Consider the following 24305-nt stretch of genomic DNA (forward strand, 5'->3'; position numbering starts at 1 on the left):
GGCTCAGCCGCTGTACGGCTCGGCCTTCAGGATCTTCACGGAGGCCTTCTTGCCGTTCGGCAGCTCGTACTCCGCGTCCTCGCCGACCTTGTTTCCGATCACGCCGGCCCCCAGCGGGGACTGCGGCGAATAGGTCTCGATCTCGGCGCTCGCGTACTCGCGCGAAGCGAGCAGGAACGTCAGCGTGTCGTCCTCGTCACCGTCGAAGGCGATCGTCACGACCATGCCGGGCGCCACGGCGCCGTCCGTCGAGGTCGGCGCCTCGCCGACCTGGGCGTTGTCGAGGAGCTGGGTCAGCTGGCGCACACGAAGCTCCTGCTTGCCCTGCTCCTCCTTGGCCGCGTGGTACCCGCCGTTCTCGCGCAGGTCGCCCTCCTCGCGCGCAGCCGCGATCTTGGCGGCGATCTCCGTGCGCGCAGGACCAGTAAGGTACTCAAGCTCGTCCTTGAGCTTGTTGTACGCCTCCTGGGTCAGCCAGGTGACGTTCTCGCTGGTCTGGGTCACAGGTGCTCCTCGTCGGTACTGGGGATACAAAGCATCGCCCTACCCAGAAGAATGTTCCTCCATGAGTGGGCGAAACCACGAGCCTAACAATTCAGGGACGGAAGGGGTAGGACATTCGTGCCCAAAATCACGTCAATGCAGGTCAGGGCCCGTGGATAAGGGGTGACGTCAGTCGGCGTGGCAGCCCAGCAGCTCCGCCGTGGTCCCCGGTGCGGTCGTGCGCAGCGTGACCACCTCCGTGAGGCGCTCGGCGTCCCCGCCGAAGCGGAAGTCGGCCCGGCCGACCTCGGCGCCGTCGGCCGACTGGGAGCGGACCGTGCAGTAGCCGGAGGCGCCCGCGTCCTTCTCCACCGCCAGCTCGACCTTCACCGCTTCGTCCGAGAGATCGAAGCTGATCACTTCGGCGCTGATCTTGTTCTGCCCGATGTAGTGGTAGGCGAAATAACCGATCACCGCGATGAGCAGCGCACCGAGGGCCACACCGACGACCTTGAGAGTGCGGTCGGCGCGCTCGTCCGAGGAACGGCCGTAACGGCCCTCGGGCAGTCCCGTGCTCGCCGTGCTCATGATCGTCCTCTCGGCCGGGGCGGGATCCATGTCCCGAAGGGTGCTTCCGGGTCGTACCCCGGAATTAATCGCCCCCCGATTCGGTCACTATAGAAGCCGCCGTTCGCACCCGGTCACACCGGGCGCCGACCAAACGAGGATTGAGTCTTGACTGACCAGCTGCGACTGATGGCCGTCCACGCGCACCCCGACGACGAGTCGAGCAAGGGCGCGGCCACCATGGCGAAGTACGTGTCCGAGGGGGTGGACGTGCTGGTCGTGACCTGCACGGGCGGGGAGCGCGGGTCCATCCTCAATCCCAAGCTGCAGGGCGACAAGTACATCGAGGAGCACATCCACGAGGTACGCAAGAAGGAGATGGACGAGGCGCGCGAGATCCTCGGGGTCAAGCAGGAGTGGCTCGGCTTCGTCGACTCCGGCCTGCCCGAGGGCGACCCCCTGCCGCCGCTGCCGGAGGGCTGCTTCGCCCTGGAGGACGTCGACAAGGCGGCCGGCGAGCTGGTGAAGAAGATCCGCTCCTTCCGTCCGCAGGTGATCACCACCTACGACGAGAACGGCGGCTACCCGCACCCCGACCACATCATGACCCACAAGATCTCGATGGTGGCCTTCGAGGGCGCCGCGGACACCGAGAAGTACCCGGAGTCCGAGTACGGGCCCGCGTACCAGCCGCTGAAGGTGTACTACAACCAGGGCTTCAACCGCCCGCGCACCGAGGCGCTGCACAAGGCGCTGGTGGACCGCGACATGGAGTCCCCCTACGGCGAGTGGCTCAAGCGCTGGGACGACTCCGGCCACAAGGACCGCACGCTGACCACCCACGTGCCGTGCGCCGACTACTTCGAGATCCGCGACAAGGCGCTGATCGCGCACGCCACGCAGATCGACCCCGACGGGGGCTGGTTCCGGGTGCCGCTGGAGCTCCAGAAGGAGGTCTGGCCCACCGAGGAGTACGAGCTCGCGAAGTCCCTCGTCGCCACCTCCCTCCCCGAGGACGACCTCTTCGCGGGCGTCCGCGACAATGCCTGACATGAGCGCAAGCGCGAGCATGGCAATGACCCACCTCGTCACCCTCGCCAAGGAGGTCGACGAGGACAAGGTGACCCCCGGCGTCCTCGGCTTCATCGTCTTCGCGGTGATGGCCCTGGCCGTCTGGGGCCTGATGAAGTCGATGAACCGGCACATGGGCCGGGTCGACTTCAAGGAGGTTCCCGAGGACCCGGCGGGGGCGGTCGGCAAGGGGAGCATGGGTCCGGGTGCCCAGGGGCAGCCGTCGTCCCGGAGCTGAGCCGTCTCGCACCCCAGCGGTGCGAGGCCCTGAGCGACGTCTCCTTCCTGGCCGGCACAGGCACGCCGTGGGCGCCGTCGGCCGGCGGCCCTGTACGGAGCCGCCGGTCAGTGCGTGCCGTGGGTTCCGCGTGTCCCGGCGCTGAGGGGGTCTGCAGGGCAACGCCCTGTCGGGGGTCGCCGCCCGGTCAGGGCGTGGCGTGGGCTCCGCATGACTGGGCGCTGGGTAGGTCTGCCGGGCAACGCCCTGTCGGGGGCCGCCGCCCGGTCAGGGCATTCCGTTGGCCGGCGCTGGTCAGGGCGTGCCGTGGGTTCCCCGGTGTCAGGTTGCCGCCGGGGAGCGTGCTGCGGGGGATCACCGCCGGGCAGGGTGCGCCCTGGGCGTCGTCGGGCATGGCGCGGCATGGGGTTCCGCCGGGCCGTGGAGCGTAGGCGCCCGCAGGCTCAGGGCGCCGCACTCCGTGGCCGGCGACGGTCAGCGGGTTGTGGGGACCGGCACGCCCATCACCTCGCGGGCGTGGCGGCTGGGGGTCATTCCCAGACGCCAGCCCTGCCAGCCGGCCTCCAGCTCCACGCCCCGTTCCAGCAGCAGCTGATACGCCTCCACGTAGTCGTCGAGCTTCTCGTCCCGTGCCGGATGACCCGCCCGGGACAACTGCGCCAGCTCCTCCTGCGCCACCGCCGTACCGACCTCCACACCACCCGGAGCGGCGTACGGCAGCAGCGTGCAGCGCAGGAAGCGGGCCCAGTCCTCGCCGCGGCGGTCGCCGTACGAGGCGAACAGGCCGACCGCCTCGTCGCACAGCGCCAGCGCCGACGCCGTGCGCGCGTTGCCCGCGTCGACGACCGCGAGCTCCAGACAGGTCCACGCCTCGCCGTGGGCGACGCCGATGCGGTGGAAGTCCGCGCGGGCGTCGACCAGGAGCTGACGGGCGAAGCCCGAGTTGCGCAGCGAACCCGTCTGGGCGGCGCGCTGGTCGCGCGTCGCGCGAGCCGAGTGATGACGGGCGCAGGCCAGGCCGTAGACGTCCCGCATCCGCGAGAACATCGTGCGGGAACGCTCCAGCTCGCGGACCGCCTGGTCGAGGTCGCCCGACTCCTCCAGCGACTGCCCCAGGTAGTAGAGGGTCCACGCCTCGCCGCGCGCGTCCTCGTTGTCCCGGTGCCGGGCCGCCGCCCGGCGCAGCTCCTCCACCGCGGGGAACGCGTCTCCCGCCACCAGCCGGGCCCGCGCCAGCTGGGTCAGGGCCCACGCCTGGCCACGGGCGTCGCGCGTACGCCCGTACAGCTCCAGGGCCCGGCGCAGCTCCGTCTCCGCGTGCGGTACGTCACCGAGACGCAGGTACAGCTGGCCGAGCTGGAAGTGCGCCCAGGCCTCGCCGTGCAGGGACTCGCCGGCCCGGTGCAGCTCCAGGGAACGGTTGAGCAGGTCGAACGCCTCGGCGAGGTGCGCGCGATCGCGTTCCACCGCGGCCAGCGCGTGCATCGTCCAGGCCCGGTCCGTGGCCAGCGACGGCGCGGCCTGCATGTCGAGGGCCTCCCGGAGCCGGGCCGCCGCCTCGGTGAGGTTGCCCTGGTGGTGCAGGGTGATGCCGAGGGAGCACAGGGCACGGGCCGCGCCCGCGTCGTGGTGCGCCTCCCGGTACAGGTCGACCACCGACGTCAGCGTCGTGCGCGCCTTGTCCAGCTCGCCCAGCTGGCGGGCCGCGATACCGGTGCGCCACTGGACCGATCGGAGCAGCAGGCCCTGGTCGACGGCCTGGGCGAGCTCACTGATCTCGCCGAGGCGGTAGAGGTCGCCGCGCAGCAGGCAGTAGTCGCACAGCGCGCCCAGCAGGTTCAGCACGGCGCCCTGGTCGATGCCCTCCGCGTGCCGCAGCGCGGCCGTGATGAAGCTGGACTCGTCGTCCAGCCAGCGCAGCGCCTCGTCCAGCGAGGTGAAGCCGTGCGGGCCGAAGCGGTCGGAGCGCGTCGACATGTTGCCGTCGACCAGCCGCAGCACGGAGTCGGCGAGGTCCGCGTAGTTCACGATCAGCCGCTCCTGCGCGGCCACCCGCTCGCTCGCCTCCTCCTCGTCCACCAGCCGGGCGTGCGCGAAGGCCCGGACGAGGTCGTGCAGGCGGTAGCGGCTGCCGCGGACATGGTCGATGAGGCCCGCGCGGGACAGCGCGACGAGATGCCGGCTCGCCTCGGCCTGGTCCGTGGCGAGCAGCGACGCCGCCGCCGCGACGCCGAGCGAGGCCCGGCCGACGAGGGCGAGGCGCCGCAGCAGCCGCCGGGCCGGTTCGCTCTGGTCGGTGTAGCGCAGCCACAGGGCGCGTTCGACCGGGTCCACGGGACCGTACGCGCCGAGGTCCGACGCCAGCGCCCGCGGTGAGCGCGGGCCCAGCGAGGACCCCGCGATGCGCAGCGCCAACGGAAGACCGCCGCACAACTGCCGGATACGGTCGGTGGACTCGGCGTCGTACGGCCCCGTCTCACCCTGCGCCGCCGCGCCCGTCAGCTCCTCCGCGCCGGCCGCGTCGAGCGGCTCGACCGCCAGCTGGTGCACCCACGCCGGCAGGTCGCCGGGCAGGTCGAGCGGCGCCCGCGCCGTGACCAGGACCAGACTGTCGGACCGCTCGGGGATCAGCGCGCGCACCTGGTCGGGATCGGAGGCGTCGTCGAGCACGACGGTGACCGGTACGCCCGTCAGATGGTGGTGGTAGAGCTCGCTCAACCGTTTGACCTGCTGATCCGCCGACGAACGCTCCCGGAAAAGTAGTTGCTCGCGCGGCGCGCCCAGCCGGTTCAGCAGATGCAGCAAGGCCTCACGGGTGGACAGCGGCGCCTCGTCCCGGCTGTCGCCGCGCAGATCGACCACGCACGCACCACGGAACTGGTCCTTCAGATCATGGGTGGCGCGCACCGCGAGGGTGCTGCGGCCGCTGCCCGGCGCCCCGTACAGCACGACCACGGTGGGCCGGGTCTGCGTACTCGCGCGCGCCGCCTGCACCCACTGCCGGATCCGCGCCATCTCCTGCCGGCGGCCCGCGAACGGGCCCACCGGTTCCGGGAGTTGTCCGAACGACTGCTGGAGCACACTCCGCCCGCGCGCCGCCCCGCTCTTGTCCGCGCCCAGCAGCTTCGGACCGGCCTTCTTCGGCCCGGTCGACGCGGCGCGCACCCGCTGCTGGTCGAGGAACGGGCGGATGCCGCGCACCTCCAGCGCCGTCAGCCACTGCAACCGCAGCTGTTCAGGACCGCCCGGCTGCCCCACCGCACCGGCCCGGTGGTGCGCGGCCGGCAGATGCGAACCGGCCACCTTCACCACCGTCGTCGCCGCACCCACCACCCCGACCGTCACGCCCGCGCCGAGCGCCGTCGACGTCCCCGTGCCGAGCGCCAGATCGGCCACCACCGCCGCCACGGCGGCCACACCCGCCACGACCAACGGCGTCCCCGCACCGTCACGCGCGTAGCGCTGCCCGAACGTCAGCCGCCCGGCCTCCGTCTCGTCCAGGGCCCGCGTGTACGCCTCGTACTCCTCGGCGGCCGTACGCGCCATCGCGTCCAGCTCACCGCGCGCCCGCGCCAGCAGGACGTTGCCGTCACCACGGCCACCGGAGCGCCGTACCTCCTCCTCCACCGCCCGTATGAGCAGCCGCTCGGCCTCCACCCGATGACCGTCCCGCATGTCCCGTCCCCCTCCGGCGCCAACTGCTACCCCTACGAGTGTCCTTGCGCGGACCCGGGATGGCGAGAGGGCGGCGATCAACGGGTGGATGCGGGTGGGGAGACGTGGTGGACGTCCGCGAGGGCTGCCTGGCGGGATTTCCCGGAAGCAGGCTGAGTGCCCTGCACAACGACGAAATCGGGTAGTGAGAAACCGAGTTGATGCAGACGGCCGACGATGTCCCGGGGAGAGCGCTGGGTCTGGCTCGCGGCGCGCAGAATATGGGCGGGGCTGACGGGACGTTCAGCTTCGAGCCAGGGAGGCCGTTGATCCAGGTCGTGGCTGAGGATGCGGAGGTCGTCGGGTTCGAGGTGGGGAGTAGCGGTGGTTCGGTAGCCGAGTTGTTCGAGGCGGGCGGTGACGTCCTGGGCTGAGCGGCCAGTGGTATGGGATGCCCTCAGAACGTGAGCAGGGTGCACGGTGCTGTCCAAGCTGAGCCAGGGGGCCTGCTCATCCAGATCTCGACTGAGGATGCGGAGGTCGTCGGGTTCGAGGTGGGGAGTGGCGGTGGTTCGGTAGCCGAGTTGTTCGAGGCGGGCGGTGATGTCCTGGAGCGAGCGTCCGGTCGTATGGGACGTCCTTAAGACGTGAGCGGGGTGTACGGCGGCTTCGGGGTCGAGCCACGGCTGTGGGGCGAACTCCTGCTTGAGGATCAGCAAGTCGTCGGATGTGAGGGGTTCGGGAGGGGGCGGAGTGCGATGCCCGAGTTGGTTCAGTCGGGTGGTGATGTCCTGGACGGAACGTCCCGTTGTGAGGGAGGTCTGGAGGATATGAGCGGGGTGTACGGCGGCTTCGGGGTCGAGCCAGGTCCGCCCTGTGGACTGCTGATTGAGGATGGGCAGGTCGTCGAATGTGACGGGCACGGAGAGGTCTGGGACGCGGTAGCCGAGTTCACGTAGGCGATCAGCGATGTCGACGAAAGACCGCTCGACGCCATTCGCCACTCGCAGGATGTGGCCGGGACTGACGGCGGAATCGTGGTTGAGCCAGGGAGCTTGCCCCGTGTTGTTCAGACTGAGGAGAGAAAGGTCTCCCGGCCTGGGCTCCGGGACGGAACCGGCAGGCGTCCGGAAGCCGAGTTCGTTCAGTCGGGCGATCACGTCTTCGGTGGGGCGCCCAGACCTCAGAGCACCCCGCAGGACAATACTGATGCCGACCAGAGTTTCGTTCGCCCAGGCCGAATCGTCCCAATTCGGCAGGGTGAGTCCGGGAGACCAGCCGGGGAGGAGCAAGAGGGTGTCGGAAGGCATGGGTTTGGTAGCCGCTTCCGATGTTTTCGTGGAGAAATCAGGGAACACGCCCGCCCGGATCAGTGGACGCAGTCTGAAAGACTCCGCTGGCAACATGCTCGACGGCGGCGGGCCGTCGAAGCCGCCGGTTACGTAGTGGGCTGCCAGGGATTCGTCCCCGATGAAGAATCCTGACTGAGTGATGTTGGCGTCTCGACGAGCGATCCTCCACGGCCGGAAATTTGCTGCCACTGCCTCGGAGAAGACCAGATCGGCCGTCTCCGGGCTCTCATGCAGGAAGCTCTCCAGCCAGCGATGGGTCAACACGGCGTCCTTTGCGGCGAGCAGGCTCGGTATCTCCAGACGCAGCAGCCGCTCGATCTCGGTCCTGTCGGGATCGATGATCCTTCGTCGGTCGACCGTGAGCCGCGGGGTGCTCGGCCCGGTGAGGTTGACAACGGCGCCGAACAGGCGGACTCCCGCCCACAGGCCGTCGGCCAATACAGCTCCATGCATACTGCACCACCACACGGCGGGCGTGGAGCTCGGTACGACGACCGCCCCCTCTCCACGAAGAGCCCTGGGCTCGTGGGGATCGCTGGCGCCCAGGGGAGCCACGTCCGAAAGGACTTTGGGCTGCCAGGTCTGCGTCTCCCCGTGCTCGTCGCTTGCCTTGACGTCGAAGTCGGTCAGCCACAGGAAGCGGCGGAGTACGTCGACGCAGGACACGGTGTCCGGGGAGCGGAGGTGGAGACGGACACTGGTGTAGGCGTCCGGGCATTGTTCCAATCGTTGGATGCGAAACAAGGATCCCGGTCCGGCGATCTCCACTCGTAATTGCTGACCCGGCAGCCCCTCAGGCGTGAGCCGACAGGTCGTTACGGTGACGTCGTCGGCCAGCATGAAATAGCTGAGCACCCCCACGCCGAACTGGCTGTTGGGGTACATGCAAATGTTCTTGTCCTGCCATTTCGCCTTCTCTTCCAGATACTCTGACAGATCTGAGAATCTCATTCCCGCATGAGAGAAGACGTCTCTGAGTTCCACCTCCCCCATGCCGATTCCGTTGTCACGGCATTCCAGGTATGGGCCTCTCTCATCGGTTCCCTGGGTGAATATGATACTCCCGCGATACGGTGTCATCTGGGTGCCCGTGGCGCGCAGGTAATTGGTTCGTGCCTCTCGGTAACGGCACGCGTCGAGCGCGTTCTGGTAAAGCTCGCGGATGGCGAGGGCGGGGTCGCCGTACAGTTCCTCACCCATCAACAGCTCTTGAATTCGGTCGTCGGCCAGTCGGAAGCGCAGTTCGGTCGACTCGTACGCAGCACGGCCGTGGTCTTCGGCAGCGGTCACCTGTTCAGCGGTGACGTGTACGGGCAGGTTTCGCAGCAGGGCCGGCCGCTGTTCTTCCCCGCTGCTGATGTCGATGCGAGCCAGGACGGTGTCGAGGGCGGCGGCGTGCTGGCGCAGGCCGAGGTCGACGGCGAGGTGGTGGCAGACGGCCTTCAGAGTACGGGTCCGTCCATTTGGCTCCCACCTGAGTCCGGCCAGTGTGCGGTGCACATCCGGAAGGTCCACGGCGTAGCCGATCCCAATATGGTCGACCAGCACGTCGGGCAGGGCTATGGGATCGACAGCGAAGAGGTGGGCGATGCGCAGGAGCTCCGCGAGCTGGTGCGCCCTGACTCGTTGAGCGGTCTCCGCCGCTCCCACGCTCCGTGGCCTCGCGGCGGCATCTTCGGGCAGGCCAGGGAGCTGCGGAGCGCGCAAGAGCTGGGCCACCAGGGAGGGCTCCAGCACATCGTCGACTAGCCGCTTCTCCCTCGGCGACGGCTTCCCCAGGGGTACCGCGAGACGGTCCAGAAGGGCCTCCACAGCGGTCGGGTGATAGAGCCTTGCCTGTCGTGCGAGCCAGCGGTGGAAAAGCCACCAACCGATGGCGTCGGATGCCTCCGGATCCGCGCTCCGCACGGCCCGACGTACCAATCGGGGGCGGCCTTGCAGGAAGGTCTCGTAGCTCCGCCTTGCCTTGGACGTGCTCTGCGCCTCGGTGAGGGTCGTCGGCCCGATCGCGCTGAACTGCCTCTCGTTGTGTTGCCAGAACGCGGCGTGCAGATAGGGGTGTGTGACGAGCAGGAACACCTCGGCCGCAGAGAGCCCCAGGTCATCCGGGCGCAGACTGCTGTCGAGCAGCAGGCCGTCGGTCCACTCGGCCAACCGGTCCGTGAAGGACTGGGAGCGCCACGGACCGGTCGGCATCTCCCTTTGATGTACTGCTGCCGCGGCCTGGGCGGCAAGTGCGGTGGCCGTGTCACGCAGGAGGGATGACCCTCGCTCGTCGGTGACGTAGTTCCACAAGGGGTGGTCACGGGCTGCCGTCACCCACTCGGGCTCCTCCGCCGGCGGGGTAGCGCCGCACGCAGCGGTGCCTCCCGGCGGTCCGGTGTAAGCCCGATTGCGTGCGAGTACGATCTGGTGGCCGAGATCTCGGGTGCTCATCCTGGGCTGCGGCACTCTCAAGCCCTCGATGACTTTGCCCTGCAATCTGGAGTGCAAAGCGTTGTAGACGTCGGTCATGGTCAGGTCGGCAAGATGCTCGCCGCGGCGTCCGCCGGCGAGTTCGCCGCTGAGGCCGTCGCGTAACAGCCCGGTCAGTTCGACGGTGAAGACGCTGCCCTCCGGCAGGCACAGGGAGCGCTCCGTCTCGGACGCCGACGTGAGGACGCAGGCCCCGGTGATCTCCATGTCCAACTGCGTCGGTGTCTGTTCCTCTGCCATGGAAAGTGCCCGGCCGCTGAAACAGCAGTCGATGACGACCACCTTCCGATGCGCTGCCGACCCGGACACCAGCTCGCGGATGTCGTCGTACTTCACCGAGTGATAGGGGCGTTGCCCACTCGACTCCCGCGTGGCGAGGAGGAAGGAACGGTCCCGGCCACCGAAGTGCCCATGACCCGCGTAGTACACGAGGAGTAGATCGGTGGCCTCCCGCGCGGCGCTGTGCAAGGCGTCCAGCAGTTGCTGCTGCGTGCCGTCGTGCGCTACGACCGTGCAGTCCTCCTCGGTCAGTCCGCCCACGTCCTCGCTGGTGAGCAACTCGCGCAGGACCGGGATGTTGTGCCGGACGCCGTCGAGGCAGGTCAGCTCACGGAACTCGTGGACGCCGAAAAGGACGGCACGTGACCGCCTGCCGTCCGAGGTCACTCGTCGGCTCCCGTAGTTCTGGCGTCGTTGAGACGGCGCAGGAGATCCGCCAGTTCCTCTGCGGACAGATGACCGATCTCCACCGTGGTGCCTCCATGGACCAGAGTCTGACCGTCCGAGATTCGGGAGCCGGATCCCTCCTGCTCGTCCCGTTGCACGGAACGCCAGGTCACGTATGCCAGGGCGAAGTTTGCGATCTCCACTGCGTTGCCTAAGACGACATCCAGTGAGTCCAGCACGCCCATCGTCGCGCCGGTTCCGGGGACGGCGTCGACCGTCAGCCGGGCGGTACCTGGATCACGGGTCAGCCATGACTGGAGATCAACGAGCCCTTCCTCGTCACCCTCACCCAAGAGGCGAATCTTCATCCCCCACCACCTTGTACTCATGGATGTACATGCGTGCTGGCGGTGAGCGTAGCGAGGGCGGCGGCTGCGGGGGTCGTATCGCGCGACCTGGGCAGGCTCGGTGATCAGCTGCATGCACTATCGGCCTCCCGTGCGCAAGACTGGACCTATGCCGAACCGACTGGCGCACGAGACGTCCCCGTACCTGCTGCAGCACGCCGACAACCCGGTCGACTGGTGGCCCTGGTCGGACGAGGCGTTCGAGGAGGCGCGCAGGAGCGACAAACCGGTCCTGCTCAGCGTCGGGTACAGCAGTTGCCACTGGTGTCATGTCATGGCTGATGAGTCGTTCGAGGACCAGGCCACCGCCGACTACCTCAACGAGCACTTCGTCAACATCAAGGTCGATCGGGAGGAGCGGCCCGATGTCGACGCGGTGTACATGGAGGCCGTGCAGGCGGCCACCGGGCAGGGTGGGTGGCCGATGACCGTGTTCCTCACGGCGGAGGGGGAGCCGTTCTACTTCGGGACGTACTTCCCGCCGGCGCCCCGGCACGGGATGCCTTCCTTCCGGCAGGTGCTGGAGGGGGTCGGTTCCGCGTGGCGGGACCGGCGTGACGAGGTCACCGACGTGGCCGGGAAGATCGCGCGGGATCTCGCCGAGCGGGAGATCGGGTTCGGCGGCTCCGAGGCGCCCGGGCAGGAGGAGCAGGCGCAGGCGCTGCTCGGGCTGACCCGGGAGTACGACGCGCAGCGCGGCGGCTTCGGCGGGGCGCCGAAGTTCCCGCCGTCCATGGTCGTGGAGTTCCTGCTGCGTCATCACGCCCGCACGGGTGCCGAGGGCGCGTTGCAGATGGCGCAGGACACCTGTGAGCGGATGGCACGGGGCGGGATCTACGACCAGCTCGCGGGTGGGTTCGCGCGCTATTCGGTGGACCGGGACTGGGTGGTGCCGCACTTCGAGAAGATGCTGTACGACAACGCTTTGCTGTGCCGGGTGTACGCCCACCTGTGGCGTGCCACCGGCTCCGGGCTGGCCCGGCGGGTGGCGTTGGAGACCGCGGACTTCTTGGTGGCCGAACTCCGCACGGAGCAGGGCGGTTTCGCCTCCGCGCTGGACGCGGACAGCGACGACGGGACGGGGCGGCACGTCGAGGGGGCGTACTACGTCTGGACGCCCGCGCAGTTGCGTGAGGTCCTCGGGGACGACGACGCCGAACTCGCGGTCCGGCACTTCGGGGTGACCGAGGAGGGCACGTTCGAGGAGGGCGCCTCGGTTCTGCAGCTTCCGCAGTCCGACGGGGTGTTCGACGCGGAGCGGGTCGAGTCGGTCAAGGAGCGGCTGCGGGCGGCGCGTGCCGGGCGTCCGGCGCCGGGGCGGGACGACAAGGTCGTCGCCGCCTGGAACGGTCTGGCGATCGCGGCGCTGGCCGAGACCGGTGCCTACTTCGACCGTCCCGACCTGGTGGAGGCCGCTGTGGCCGCCGCCGATCTGCTCGTCCGTGTCCATCTCGACGACCAGGCCAGGCTGGCCCGGACCAGCAAGGACGGCCGGGTCGGCGGCAACGCGGGCGTGCTGGAGGACTACGCCGACGTGGCCGAGGGCTTCCTCGCGCTGGCGGCCGTCACCGGTGAGGGCGTGTGGCTGGAATTCGCCGGCTTGCTGCTGGATCACGTGCTCGCGCGTTTCGCGGACGAGAAGACGGGTGGCCTGTTCGACACCGCGGCCGACGCCGAGAAGCTGATCCGCCGTCCGCAGGATCCGACCGACAACGCGACCCCGTCGGGCTGGACCGCGGCGGCGGGCGCGCTGCTGAGCTATGCCGCGCAGACCGGCGCCGAGCCGCATCGCCTCGCCGCGGAACGGGCGTTGGGCGTGGTGAAGGCGCTGGGGCCGCGGGTGCCGAGGTTCATCGGCTGGGGTCTTGCGGTCGCGGAGGCATGGCTGGACGGGCCGCGCGAGGTCGCCGTCGTGGGTCCCGCGCTCGATGACGAGGCGACAAAGTCCTTGCACCGCACGGCACTTCTGGGTACGGCGCCGGGTGCGGTGGTCGCGTACGGCGTGCCGGGGAGCGAGGAGTTCCCGCTGCTCGCCGACCGTCCGCTGGTGGGCGGTGAACCGACTGCGTACGTGTGTCGTAATTTCACGTGTGACGCGCCGACGACGGATCCGGAGCGGCTGGGTGCGGCGCTGAAAGCCTGATCAGAGGCCGGTCAAGGCTGCGCAATTGGGCACGTGTTCGGACACGTCCCCCTAGGCGCCGGACCGTTCCGAAACAAGCTATTTATCGGAACAGCTACCGCGCTTCACAGTTCCCCCCTACTCTCTCCACAGTGCCGCGGCGGACGAACTGCTCCGCCGCGCCTGGGGGGATTTTGAAGATCTGGGGGGATCTTTTGCTGACGTCTGTCTTCATTGCCGCCGTTTCGCTTGCCCTGTTCTGGATGGCGGCCTTCACCCTGTGGTGGCAGATGCACGCGTGGCGTACGCCCGAGGTGCTCGCCTCCACACGTTTCAGCCGGCCGGACGGCGCCGAGCACGTGTCGTTCTCGTTGCTGCTTCCGGCCCGGCACGAGCAGGCCGTACTGGACCACACCATCCAGCGCCTGCTGGAGTCCACGCACACCGACTTCGAGATCATCGTCATCGTCGGGCACGACGACCCGGAGACCACCGAGGTGGCCCGGCGGGCGGAGGCCCGTGACCCGCGCGTGCGGGTCGTCGTCGACACCCACGAGAAGAAGAACAAGCCGAAGGCCATGAACACGGCGCTGCCGCACTGCCGCGGCGACGTCGTCGGGGTCTTCGACGCCGAGGACCAGGTGCACCCCGAACTGCTCGCCCATGTCGACCACGCGTTCCGGTCCACCGGCGCGGACGTGGTCCAGGGCGGCGTGCAGCTGATCAATTTCCATTCCAGCTGGTACAGCCTGCGCAACTGCCTGGAGTACTTCTTCTGGTTCCGCTCCCGGCTCCATCTGCACGCCCAGAAGGGGTTCATCCCGCTCGGCGGCAACACGGTCTTCGTCCGCACGGACGTGCTGCGCGAGGCCGACGGCTGGGACCCCAACTGCCTGGCGGAGGACTGCGACCTGGGGGTGCGGCTGTCCAGCGTCGGCAAGAAGGTGGTCGTCGCCTACGACTCCGACATGGTCACCCGCGAGGAGACCCCGGGCAGTCTGATGTCCCTGCTCAAGCAGCGCACCCGCTGGAACCAGGGCTTCCTCCAGGTCTACCGGAAGAAGGACTGGAAGCAGCTGCCGGGCTTCCGTCAGCGGCTGCTCGCCCGCTACACCCTGATGACGCCGTACCTCCAGGCGATCTCCGGCGTGATCATCCCGCTGAACGTGGCCATCGCCCTCTTCCTCGACGTGCCGGTCGGCGTCGCCTTCATCACCTTCCTGCCGGCCGTCACCGCGCTCGTGACCTTCGTCTTCGAGCTCGTCGGGCTGCACGACTTCGGCAAGCAGTACGGGCTCCGGGTACGTCTCGTGCACTACCTCAAGCTCATCATCGGCGGGCCCTTCTACCAGGTGCTGCTCGCCGGAGCCGCTGTCCGCGCAGTGTGGCGTGAGCAACGCGGCCGTAACGACTGGGAGTTGACCAGCCACGTCGGCGCACATCTCGCGCACGTGAACCGAGAGGACGTTCCTGCGTGACCTCCACACTTCCCGCGGCGACCGGAGTCAAGGTCCCCGCGCAGCGGACAGCTGTGCCCAGAACCGGTCCGACACACCGGGCAGATCCACCCAAGAGGCTACGTTCCTCCCGGCCCGACCTGCTCCTGTGCGGGCTGCTGCTCGTGGCGATCCTCGTCGTGCAGGGCTGGAACATCGCCGACTACCCGACCCTCAGCGACGACGAGGGCACCTACCTCGCGCAGGCCTGGGCCGTGCAGGAGGGCCGGGGCCTGGCCCACTACACCTACTGGTACGACCACCCGCCGTTCGGCTGGATCCAGATCGCCGTACTGACCTGGATTCCCGCGTACTTCGCGCCGGAGTCGATGACCGTCGGCTCGATGCGCGTCATGATGCTGGTGATCAGCGCGATCAGCGCGGTCCTCGTGTACGTCCTGGCGCGCCGCCTGTCGCTGCCCCGCTGGGCGGCCGGGCTCGCGATGGCCCTGTTCGGGCTCTCCCCGCTGTCGGTGGTCCTGCAGCGGGAGATCTTCCTGGACAACATCGCGGTGATGTGGACGCTGCTCGCGTTCACCCTCGCCGCCTCCCCGAGCCGTCACCTGTGGCACCACTTCGGGGCGGGCATGGCGGCCGCGGCCGCGGTCCTCACCAAGGAGACGATGCTGCTGGTGCTGCCGGCCGTGCTGCTCACCATGTGGCGGCACAGTCATCGCGACACCCGCAAGTTCGCCATCACCGGCGCGATCACCGCGTGTGTGCTGCTGGGCGTCTCGTACCCTCTGTTCGCGCTGCTGAAGGGCGAGTTGCTGCCGGGCAGCGGGCATGTCTCGCTGTGGGACGGCATCGTCTACCAGATGAGCCGCCCCGGCTCCGGATTCATCCTCGAAGCCGGTACCGGCTCCTACGGGGTGCTCCAGTCCTGGCTGTACTACGACCGGGTACTGCCCCTCGGCGGGCTGGCCGGCGCGCTGCTGCTCCTGGTCACCTGGCGCTGGTCGGTGACCGCGCGGGCGCTCGCCGGCCCCGCGCTGGCGGTGGCGATCCTCGCCGGGATGGCACTGCGGCCGGGCTACCTGCCCGCGATGTACATCATCCAGGCGCTGCCGTTCCTCGCCCTGGTGCTCGCCGGGGCGACGGCCTCCGTCGCCCACGCCGTGCTGCGGCGAAGGCGCCGGGTGGGCGAGGCGAAGTACCTGACGGGAGGCCGGTACGGGCTCGCCGTCGTCCTCGCGCTCGCCGCGGGCGCGTACGTCGTGCCGCGCTGGTACGAAGGCGATCGCACCGCGATGACCGCCGACGCGAACGCCCCGTACCAGGCGGCCTCGAAGTGGCTGTCCACCGAGGTCGACGACCCCCGGGACACCCGCGTCCTGGTCGACGACGCCCTCTGGCTGGACCTCGTGCACCAGGGGTACCGGCCCGGGCTCGGCGTCATCTGGTTCTACAAGGCCGACCTCGACCCGGCCGTCACCAAGACCATGCCGAACGGCTGGCGCGACCTCGACTACGTGGTCGCCTCGCCGACGGTACGACGTGACGCGGTCGACCTGCCGAACGTCAAGGCCGCGATGGAGCACTCGACGCCGGTCGCCGTGTTCGGCGCCGGTGAGGACCGGATCGAGATCCGGCGGATCCAGAGCGCCGGGACGGGAGGCGTCCGATGAGCCAGGAGTCCGTGGTCCCCGGCGAGCTGGGGGATCCGGCGGCGTACGCCGCCGAGGTGCCCGAGCCGGGCGCCGTGACCATCGTCGTACCGACCTTCAACGAGTCCGCCAACATCCGTGAACTGCTGCATCAGATCACCGAGTCGGTGCCGTCCCGGCTGCCCTGCGAGGTCGTCTTCGTCGACGACTCCACGGACGACACCCCGGAGGTGATCCAGAAGGCCGCCCAGGACTGTCCCTTTCCGGTGACCGTGCTGCACCGCGAGGAGCCCGTGGGCGGGCTCGGCGGCGCGGTGGTCGAGGGCATCAAGGCGGCCGGGTCCGACTGGATCGTCGTCATGGACGGCGACTGCCAGCATCCGCCCTCCCTGGTGCCGGAGCTGGTGGGGACGGGGGAGCGGGCGAACGCCGGACTGGTCGTCGCCTCCCGCTACATCAAGGGCGGCAGCCGCGCCGGACTCGCCGGCAGCTACCGCGTGGCCGTGTCCCGGGTGGCGACCTGGCTGACCAAGTCGCTCTTCCCGCGCAGGCTGCACGGCATCAGCGACCCGATGAGCGGCTTCTTCGCCATCCGCCGCAGCGCGGTCACCGCCGAGGTCCTCCAGCCGCTCGGCTACAAGATCCTCCTCGAACTCGCGGTGCGCAGCCGCCCCCGCGAGGTCACCGAGGTCCCGTTCGTCTTCCAGGACCGCTTCGCCGGCGAGTCCAAGTCGACCGCGCAGGAGGGGATGCGCTTCCTGCGGCACCTCGTCGGGCTGCGCACCGCCTCCCCGCTGGCCCGGATGATCGTCTTCGGGCTGATCGGGCTGACCGGTTTCGTGCCGAACCTCGCCGGGCTCTGGGCGCTGACCGCGGCCGGGATGCACTACCTGCCGGCCGAGATCCTCGCCAACCAGCTCGGTGTGGCCTGGAACTTCCTGCTCATCGAGAAGCTGCTGTTCCGTGAACGGCGGCAGTTCCGGCACTGGGCCGACCGCACCGCGCGGTTCGCGCTGCTCGCCAACGCCGACCTGCTGGTGCGCATCCCGCTGATCGCGCTGCTGGTCTCCACGTTCGGGATCGGCGCGCTCCCGGCCACCGCGCTGGCGCTCGTCATCACCTTCGTCCTGCGCTTCGTGGGGACCGAAGCGCTGGTGTACCTCCCGCGCCGTCCAGGCCGCCACGGAAAACGGAGCCGCACAGCAAGGAGCACCACATGAGATCACGACGCAGAACCGCACTGCTGGCCGTCGCCGGACTCACCGGCGGGCTTCTCCTGACCGCACCCCAGCCCGCGTCCGCCGCCAACCTCATCAAGAACCCCGGCTTCGAGACGGCGGGCACCGGCGACATGCCGTACTGCTGGTCGAAGTCCGGCTGGGGCGACAACGACTTCACCTTCGAGACGGTGGCCGACGCCCACACGGGCACCAAGGCCATGAAGGTCACGCTGACGCGACGCCTGGAGGGCGACCGCAAGGCGCTGATCACCGAGTCCGCCACCTGCGCGCCGGTCGTCACGCCGGGCAAGCAGTACGACCTGGGCCTCTGGTACAAGTCGACGACGCCGGACGCCAACATCACGCTGTTCCGGCACGACGCGACCGCCGGCTGGCAGTACTGGACCGACCTGAAGACCCTGCAGATGGCGGGCTCCTGGACGGAGGCCACGGTGCGCACGCCGGAGGTCCCGGCGGGCACCGACCGGATCTCCTGGGGGGTCTCCGTCTACGGCACCGGCTCCGTGACCACCGACGACTACACGATGGACCAGGTCGCCGAACCGGTCCCGGAGCCGGACTGCACGGGCACGCCGCAGGAGTGCGCCAACGGCCGGTGGGACGTGCTGCCCGTGCAGAACCCGGTGCGCTCGATGCACTCCGTGGTGCTGCACAACGGCAAGGTGCTGCTGATCGCGGGCTCCGGCAACAACACGGACATGTTCGAGGCCGGCACGTTCACCTCCGCGGTGTACGACCCGCAGACCGGCGACTACGAGGTCATCCCCACGCCGGACGACATGTTCTGCGCCGGCCATGTGCAGCTGTCCGACGGCCGGGTGCTGATCATGAGCGGCAACAAGGGCTATCCGTCGGCGGACGGCACGATCGGCTACCAGGGGTACAAGGACTCGTACATCTTCGACCCCGCGACCGAGTCGTACATCAAGACGAACGACATGAACGACGGGCACTGGTACCCGTCGGCGACGATCCTCGGCAACGGTGACGTCATCTCCTTCGGCGGGCTGAAGGAGGACTCCACCGGTTCGGTGACCGCGGAGCTGTGGTCCGAGGACGAGCAGCAGTGGCAGCCGCTGTGGAAGGTCAACCAGACCTGGTCGTACTGGGGCCTGTACCCGTCGATGATCCTGATGCAGGACGGCCGCCTGTTCTACTCGGGCAGCCATGTCTTCGGCAACAACATCCCCGGCACCGGCTCCGCGATCTACGACTACGGCGCCAACACCGTCACCCAGGTGCCCGGCCTGCAGAACAAGGACGAGCGGGACCAGTCGGCGAGCGTGCTGCTGCCCCCGGCGCAGGACCAGAAGGTGCTCACCCTGGGCGGCGGCAACATCGAGTCCAACCCGGTGGCGAACCGCCTGACCGACGTCATCGACCTGAAGCAGCCCAACCCGTCGTACGTCGCCGGCCCGCCCATCCCGCAGGGCACCGTCGACCTCGGCAACGGGCCCGTCCCGCAGACCGGCGCCCAGGGCAAGATGTACGTCTCCGCCGTGCTGCTGCCGGACGGCAAGGTCCTGGAGACCGGCGGCGCGCTGCACAACCGCGCCAACCCGGTCTTCGAGTCGTCGCTCTACGACCCGCAGACGAACACCTTCGACCCGGTGGCCGCCGACCCCGAGGCCCGCGGATACCACTCCTCGGCGTTCCTGCTGCCCGACGGCCGGGTCATGACCACCGGTGACAACCCGGGCAACGGCACCTGGAACCACAACGTGTCGATCTACACCCCGCCGTACCTGCTCAAGGGCGAGCGTCCGGCGATCACCTCGGTGATCGACACCCAGTGGAACTACGGCGACACCCAGCGCATCACGGTCGACCGGCCCATCGCCAAGGCGGAGCTGATCCGCCCGGCGGCGGTGACGCACTCCTCCGACCCGAACCAGCGGTTCGTGGACCTGCCGCTGAGCGTCGACGGCAACAACATCGACCTCAACGTCACGAGCAACCCCAACATGGCCCCGCCCGGCTGGTACATGCTCTTCGCGGTCGACGCGAACGGCGTGCCGTCGGTGGCCAAGTGGGTGCACCTGTCGGGCCCGCAGGCCCTGCGGGCGACGGACGCCTCCGCGCACGTCCACTCCTTCGCCGACGACCTGTCCGGCAAGGTCGCGGGGCCCGGCAAGAAGCGGAACTCGCAGAAGGTCCCCACCACCATCGCCGGCTGCGACCGCCACTACGGCTCGGCCAACGTCTGCGTCCCGACGGCCTTCCCGAAGGACGTGAAGAAGACGACGGCGGCCCGCTGCACCTGGCTGAAGAGCCACGACTACGGCCGGCTGAAGGTCAACGGCAAGGACGACCCGCTGCGCCTCGACCCGAACCGGGACGGCGTGGCCTGCGGAAAGGGTGATGTACGCCGGGCCTAGCCCCGGCCGGGGAGCTCGGTGAGGGCGCGCTCCACGATGGCCACCAGCTGCTCGTGGTGCGCGCCCTTCCAGTACGCCCGCCCGCACGCGCGGCACTGCGCGAAGACGTCGTACGACCGCTGCGTGCCGCCCTTGAGCTGCTCGGCAACCTCCTCCTTGGTGGCCTCGCGCAGCAGGCCGTTGCAGGCGGTGCACCGCGTCCAGGGGCGCAGCTCGGGGGCGAACCGGTCGAGGACGTCGCGGAGTTGGTCCTCGGGGCTGGTGCTGTACACGTAGGCGCCGGCCCACAGCTCGCGGCGGCGCAGCAGGCCGCGGTCGCGGCTGAGCATGACCCGGCGCTCGGCGGCCGAGCGGGCGGCGAGCGCCGGGTCGCCGATGTCCGTGGACTCGTAGGCCGTGTCGACGCCGAGCAGGCGCAGCCGGCGGGCGAGGGTGCCGAGGTGGACGTCGAGGAGGAACCGCAGCGGGGCGCCGGTGACCTGCTGCGGGCGGCGGACCGCGCGGACGGTGACCGTCTCGCCGTCGCTGGGCACATGGGCCGGCGGCACCGGGCTGCCGTCCACGACGAGCGCGCCCACCTCGGTGAGCGGGACACCGAGCGACTCGACGACATGGCCGAGCGTCGAGACCCCGTCCGTGCTGACCGGGGTGGCGCCGCGGCGCCGGCCGTTCGGCACGAACAGGCGCAGTTCGGCGGCGAATTCGACGTGGATCTCGGGTCGGCTCACCTGATCAGCATCGCACGGGCGACGGCGCGGGCCTCTGGGGTTTTCCGGGCCGCGGTGCGGGGCGCGGCCGAGGTCGCGGTCGTAGACGGTCAGGGCGCGATCGACCAGGTCGGCCGGGTCGTCGCGGAAGCCGGTCCGCGCCCAGTACTGGCAGACCTCCGTCAGCCCGCCGACGAGGGACATGGCCAGGACCCGCACCTCCAGGCTCTCCGGGGCGCGCCCGGTGCGCTCGCCGAGGGCCTCGGCGAGCAGGCGGCCGGCGGCGGTCGCGTGCTGGGTGCCGCGGGAGCGCACCGCGGGGATCTCCGCCATCAGCCGGCAGCGCATTCGGGTGACCTCGGGCCCCTCGCGCAGGGCGTCACCGATCGCCTCGCGCAGGACGTGCCGCAGGGCCCGCGGCCAGGGCTCGTCCACGGGCCGGGCACGGAAGCGGGTCACCAGCGCCGGCCCGAGGTCCTCGCACAGGACGAGGTCCTCCTTGGCCGGGAAGTAGCGGAAGACGGTCGACGGCGAGACCTCGGCGCGGTCGGCGATCTGCTCGACGGTGGTGGCGTCGTACCCCTGCTCCTCGACGAGGGCGTGGGCGGCCCGCCGGATCGCGTCGCGGGTCTGGAGCTTCTTGCGTTCGCGCAGGCCCGGGCGGGTGCGGTCGGCGGGGGAGGGGCGGGCTGCGGACATGAAGTGACAGTAACTCTCAGTTGACACCCGCTGTCAAACGGTGCCCGCCGGTCCGCTACGAGTGCTGGTAGGCCACCAGTGAGATCCCCACGTAGTGCACGACGAACGCCGCCAGCGTGAACGAGTGGAACACCTCGTGGAAGCCGAACCAGCGGGGTGAGGGGTTCGGCCGCTTGATGCCGTAGACGACCCCGCCCGCGCTGTAGAGCAGGCCGCCGACCACGACCAGGACCAGGACGGCTATACCGCCGGTGCGCATGAAGTCGGGCAGGAAGAAGACCGCGGCCCAGCCCATCGCGATGTAGCAGGGCGTGTAGAGCCAGCGCGGGGCGCCGACCCAGAAGACGCGGAAGACGATGCCCGCCAGCGCCGCGGCCCAGATGCCCCACAGCAGCCAGCGGCCCTTGCTGCTCGGCAGGAGCAGCAGGGTCAGCGGCGTGTAGGTGCCGGCGATGATCAGGAAGATGTTGGAGTGGTCCAGGCGGCGCAGCACGCCGTCCATCCGCGGGCTCCAGGTGCCCCGGTGGTAGAGCGCGCTCACGCCGAACAGCAGGCAGGCCGTCAGGGCGTAGATCCCGCACGCGACGCGTCCGCGCGGTGAGTCCGCGAGGGCGGTCAGTACGAGGCCCGCGACCAGCACCGCCGGGAACATGCCGAGGTGCAACCAGCCGCGGAGCTTGGGCTTGATCGGGTCTGGCAGTGAGAGCGCGTCGGAGATCCGGTCGGCGACAGGCTTGTCCGAGGGCGTGTCGGAGGCGGACGCAGTCATGACCCGCATCGTACCTACGGAACCGTAGGTTACGAATCCGGCAACCCAGGGGAGTGGCCATCATCTCACGGCAGTTGGATTCCGCACCCCTCAAGAGTCGGTCATCCGAACTCAACGTGCACGTAAAGAAACTCGGAGGAACATGGAGGTGGTGGCGTTCCTCACGCCGCTCAGGTGGGCGGCCCTCTGGACAAATGCGCAGTCACCTCGGATGATCAAATGAGTGCGGTCGGCACCGGATGAGCGCCAAAGGGAGTAAGCGAAGCATCCGGGTCGCGGCCCCCACGGGGCAGACAGAGAAAAAATCCCTCATTTAGGAGCGATCGTGGCGCGCGACATCGCGGCTCCCCCCGTCATCCCGACCAACCACCAGGAACTGATCTCCTGGGTGAACGAGATCGCCGAACTGACGCAGCCGGACAGCGTGGTCTGGTGTGACGGATCCGAGGCCGAGTACGAGCGCCTGTGCGGGGAGCTCGTCGAGAAGGGCACCTTCCGGCAACTCGACCCGATCAAGCGCCCCCACTCCTACTACGCGGCCTCCGACCCGACGGACGTCGCCCGCGTCGAGGACCGGACCTTCATCTGCTCCGAGAAGGAGCAGGACGCCGGCCCGACCAACCACTGGAAGGACCCCGCCGAGATGCGGGAGATCTTCGCCGGTGACAAGGGCGTCTTCCGCGGCTCGATGCGCGGCCGGACGATGTACGTCGTCCCGTTCTGCATGGGCCCGCTGGGCTCCGACCTGTCCGCGATCGGCGTCGAGATCACCGACTCCGCCTACGTGGCCGTCTCGATGCGCACCATGACCCGCATGGGACAGCCCGTCCTGGACGAGCTCGGCTCCGACGGCTTCTTCGTGCGTGCCGTGCACACGCTCGGAGCGCCGCTGGAGGCGGGCGAGCAGGACGTGCCCTGGCCGTGCAACAGCACCAAGTACATCTCCCACTTCCCGGAGACCCGCGAGATCTGGTCCTACGGCTCCGGCTACGGCGGCAACGCGCTGCTCGGCAAGAAGTGCTACGCCCTGCGCATCGCCTCCGTGATGGCACGCGACGAGGGCTGGCTGGCCGAGCACATGCTGGTCCTCAAGCTCACCCCGCCGCAGGGCGAGCCCAAGTACGTCGCCGCCGCCTTCCCGTCCGCCTGCGGCAAGACCAACCTCGCCATGCTGGAGCCGACGATCTCCGGGTGGACGGTCGAGACGATCGGCGACGACATCGCCTGGATGCGCTTCGGCGAGGACGGCCGCCTCTACGCGATCAACCCCGAGGCAGGGTTCTTCGGCGTCGCGCCCGGCACCGGTGAGCACACCAACGCCAACGCGATGAAGACGCTGTGGGGCAACTCCGTCTTCACCAACGTCGCCCTCACCGACGACAACGACATCTGGTGGGAGGGCATGACGGAGGAGACGCCCGCCCACCTCACCGACTGGAAGGGCAACGACTGGACGCCGGAGTCGGGGACCCCGGCGGCGCACCCCAACGCCCGCTTCACCGTCCCGGCCGCGCAGTGCCCGATCATCGCGCCCGAGTGGGAGGACCCCAAGGGCGTGCCGATCTCCGCGATCCTGTTCGGCGGGCGCCGCGCCACCGCCGTGCCGCTGGTCACGGAGTCCTTCGACTGGAACCACGGCGTCTTCCTGGGCGCCAACGTGGCCAGCGAGAAGACCGCCGCCGCCGAGGGCAAGGTCGGCGAGCTGCGCCGCGACCCGTTCGCGATGCTGCCGTTCTGCGGCTACAACATGGGCGACTACATGGGCCACTGGGTGGACGTCGCCAAGGGCAAGGACCAGGCGAAGCTCCCGAAGATCTACTACGTCAACTGGTTCCGCAAGAACGACGAGGGCGCGTTCGTCTGGCCCGGCTTCGGTGAGAACAGCCGCGTCCTGAAGTGGGTCGTGGAGCGTCTGGAGGGCAGGGCCGAGGGCGTCGAGACGCCGATCGGCGTGCTGCCGACGCGGGACGCCCTGGACACCGACGGCCTGGACATGGCCGAGGAAGACCTGGAGTTCCTGCTCAGCGTGGACAAGGAAGTGTGGCGCGAGGAGGCCGGGCTCGTGCCCGACCACCTCAACACCTTCGGCGAGCACACGCCGAAGGAGCTGTGGGACGAGTACCACGCCCTGGTGCGGCGTCTGGGCTGACGACCCGCCTGGAAGACCCCGCGGCCGGTCCAGCCGACAGTGCCCTGACCAGCAACATCGTCACGGCCGGCCGCGGTTCACTCCGTGGGTGGGGTGGGGCGCCCTGTCGCTCGGGGGGGCGGTGCGTCGGCGGCCGCGGGTGCGTCGTGGCTGGTCGCGCAGTTCCTCGCGCCCCTGGTAGGCGCCGTGCTGTCGCGGGTGAAGGGCTCGCGTGGCGGGTGCGG

15 protein-coding genes and 1 pseudogene are annotated in these 24305 nt (G+C 69.5%); 8 read left to right on the forward strand and 8 right to left on the reverse strand.

Annotated elements, in window-relative coordinates; genetic code table 11:
- Positions 1–3 precede the first annotated feature (3 nt).
- Both greA and ACZ7LV_RS33485 read right to left on the reverse strand, forming a co-directional pair.
- Positions 4–504 carry a transcription elongation factor GreA gene (gene greA, locus ACZ7LV_RS33480; protein WP_471944993.1) on the reverse strand — a complete coding sequence of 167 codons (501 nt, stop codon included), beginning with the start codon at positions 502–504 and terminating at the stop codon, positions 4–6.
- A gap of 168 nt (positions 505–672) precedes the next feature.
- Complete coding sequence (locus ACZ7LV_RS33485; protein ID WP_471945196.1) at positions 673–1071, reverse strand: DUF4307 domain-containing protein; 399 nt, start codon at positions 1069–1071, stop codon at positions 673–675.
- 168 nt (positions 1072–1239) lie between these two features.
- Here ACZ7LV_RS33485 and mca point away from each other — a divergent pair, with 168 nt between their 5' ends.
- Complete coding sequence (gene mca, locus ACZ7LV_RS33490) at positions 1240–2100, forward strand: mycothiol conjugate amidase Mca (RefSeq protein ID WP_471945198.1); 861 nt, start codon at positions 1240–1242, stop codon at positions 2098–2100.
- The gene (locus tag ACZ7LV_RS33495; protein WP_471944995.1) at positions 2093–2359 is read left to right on the forward strand and encodes a hypothetical protein; all 267 of its coding nucleotides are present in this window, start codon (positions 2093–2095) and stop codon (positions 2357–2359) included. Before mca ends, ACZ7LV_RS33495 begins: the two co-directional genes overlap by 8 nt.
- Positions 2360–2833: 474 nt before the next feature.
- Here ACZ7LV_RS33495 and ACZ7LV_RS33500 read toward each other — a convergent pair whose 3' ends face one another.
- The 3 genes from ACZ7LV_RS33500 to ACZ7LV_RS33510 all read right to left on the reverse strand — a co-directional run bounded on the left by ACZ7LV_RS33500 (position 2834) and on the right by ACZ7LV_RS33510 (position 10874).
- Entirely contained in the window at positions 2834–6034 is a 3201-nt protein-coding gene (locus ACZ7LV_RS33500; protein ID WP_471944997.1) for a tetratricopeptide repeat protein, read from the reverse strand.
- A 77-nt stretch (positions 6035–6111) separates the two neighbouring features.
- Entirely contained in the window at positions 6112–10506 is a 4395-nt protein-coding gene (locus ACZ7LV_RS33505; protein ID WP_471944999.1) for a caspase, EACC1-associated type, read from the reverse strand.
- Complete coding sequence (locus ACZ7LV_RS33510) at positions 10503–10874, reverse strand: effector-associated constant component EACC1 (RefSeq protein WP_471945001.1); 372 nt, start codon at positions 10872–10874, stop codon at positions 10503–10505. Before ACZ7LV_RS33510 ends, ACZ7LV_RS33505 begins: the two co-directional genes overlap by 4 nt.
- A gap of 148 nt (positions 10875–11022) precedes the next feature.
- Here ACZ7LV_RS33510 and ACZ7LV_RS33515 point away from each other — a divergent pair, with 148 nt between their 5' ends.
- The 5 genes from ACZ7LV_RS33515 (at position 11023) to ACZ7LV_RS33535 (ending at position 19757) form a co-directional block, all read left to right on the forward strand.
- Positions 11023–13056, forward strand: coding sequence for a thioredoxin domain-containing protein (locus ACZ7LV_RS33515; RefSeq protein ID WP_471945003.1), 2034 nt, complete (start codon positions 11023–11025; stop codon positions 13054–13056).
- 194 nt (positions 13057–13250) lie between these two features.
- On the forward strand, positions 13251–14513 hold the full coding sequence (locus ACZ7LV_RS33520; RefSeq protein WP_401672602.1) for a glycosyltransferase: 1263 nt from the start codon (positions 13251–13253) through the stop codon (positions 14511–14513).
- Positions 14510–16159, forward strand: coding sequence for an ArnT family glycosyltransferase (locus ACZ7LV_RS33525; protein ID WP_471945005.1), 1650 nt, complete (start codon positions 14510–14512; stop codon positions 16157–16159). Before ACZ7LV_RS33520 ends, ACZ7LV_RS33525 begins: the two co-directional genes overlap by 4 nt.
- Positions 16156–17358 (forward strand): glycosyltransferase, encoded by a 1203-nt coding sequence (locus ACZ7LV_RS33530; protein WP_471945007.1) that lies wholly within the window; start codon positions 16156–16158, stop codon positions 17356–17358. Before ACZ7LV_RS33525 ends, ACZ7LV_RS33530 begins: the two co-directional genes overlap by 4 nt.
- A complete protein-coding gene (locus ACZ7LV_RS33535) occupies positions 17355–19757 on the forward strand; it encodes a galactose oxidase-like domain-containing protein (protein ID WP_471945009.1) in 2403 nt (800 codons plus the stop codon). Before ACZ7LV_RS33530 ends, ACZ7LV_RS33535 begins: the two co-directional genes overlap by 4 nt.
- On the opposite strand, the gene ACZ7LV_RS33540 is transcribed toward ACZ7LV_RS33535, so the two are convergent.
- From ACZ7LV_RS33540 to trhA, 3 genes and pseudogenes are all read right to left on the reverse strand, one after another.
- Entirely contained in the window at positions 19754–20485 is a 732-nt protein-coding gene (locus ACZ7LV_RS33540) for a Mut7-C RNAse domain-containing protein (protein WP_471945199.1), read from the reverse strand. The two genes, ACZ7LV_RS33535 and ACZ7LV_RS33540, sit on opposite strands and share 4 nt — an antisense overlap.
- Positions 20486–20584: 99 nt before the next feature.
- Positions 20585–21163, reverse strand: a pseudogene (locus tag ACZ7LV_RS33545) (TetR/AcrR family transcriptional regulator); the annotation flags it as partial.
- A 55-nt stretch (positions 21164–21218) separates the two neighbouring features.
- Positions 21219–21932 carry a PAQR family membrane homeostasis protein TrhA gene (trhA, locus tag ACZ7LV_RS33550; protein WP_471945011.1) on the reverse strand — a complete coding sequence of 238 codons (714 nt, stop codon included), beginning with the start codon at positions 21930–21932 and terminating at the stop codon, positions 21219–21221.
- Positions 21933–22257: 325 nt separating this feature from the next.
- On the opposite strand from trhA, the gene ACZ7LV_RS33555 reads away from it, so the two are divergent.
- Positions 22258–24081, forward strand: coding sequence for a phosphoenolpyruvate carboxykinase (GTP) (locus ACZ7LV_RS33555; protein WP_471945013.1), 1824 nt, complete (start codon positions 22258–22260; stop codon positions 24079–24081).
- The last annotated feature ends 224 nt before the right edge of the window (positions 24082–24305 follow it).

The organism is Streptomyces sp. NPDC107562 (assembly GCF_055657325.1).

Excerpts from the sequence above, each read along its gene's own strand:
- ACZ7LV_RS33485 (WP_471945196.1), bottom strand. The coding sequence starts at position 1,071 with ATGAGCACGGCGAGCACGGGACTGCCCGAGGGCCGTTACGGCCGTTCC.
- mca (WP_471945198.1), top strand. The coding sequence starts at position 1,240 with ATGGCCGTCCACGCGCACCCCGACGACGAGTCGAGCAAGGGCGCGGCC.
- ACZ7LV_RS33495 (WP_471944995.1), top strand. The coding sequence starts at position 2,093 with ATGCCTGACATGAGCGCAAGCGCGAGCATGGCAATGACCCACCTCGTC.
- ACZ7LV_RS33500 (WP_471944997.1), bottom strand. The coding sequence starts at position 6,034 with ATGCGGGACGGTCATCGGGTGGAGGCCGAGCGGCTGCTCATACGGGCG.
- ACZ7LV_RS33510 (WP_471945001.1), bottom strand. The coding sequence starts at position 10,874 with ATGAAGATTCGCCTCTTGGGTGAGGGTGACGAGGAAGGGCTCGTTGAT.
- ACZ7LV_RS33515 (WP_471945003.1), top strand. The coding sequence starts at position 11,023 with ATGCCGAACCGACTGGCGCACGAGACGTCCCCGTACCTGCTGCAGCAC.
- ACZ7LV_RS33530 (WP_471945007.1), top strand. The coding sequence starts at position 16,156 with ATGAGCCAGGAGTCCGTGGTCCCCGGCGAGCTGGGGGATCCGGCGGCG.
- ACZ7LV_RS33535 (WP_471945009.1), top strand. The coding sequence starts at position 17,355 with ATGAGATCACGACGCAGAACCGCACTGCTGGCCGTCGCCGGACTCACC.
- trhA (WP_471945011.1), bottom strand. The coding sequence starts at position 21,932 with ATGACTGCGTCCGCCTCCGACACGCCCTCGGACAAGCCTGTCGCCGAC.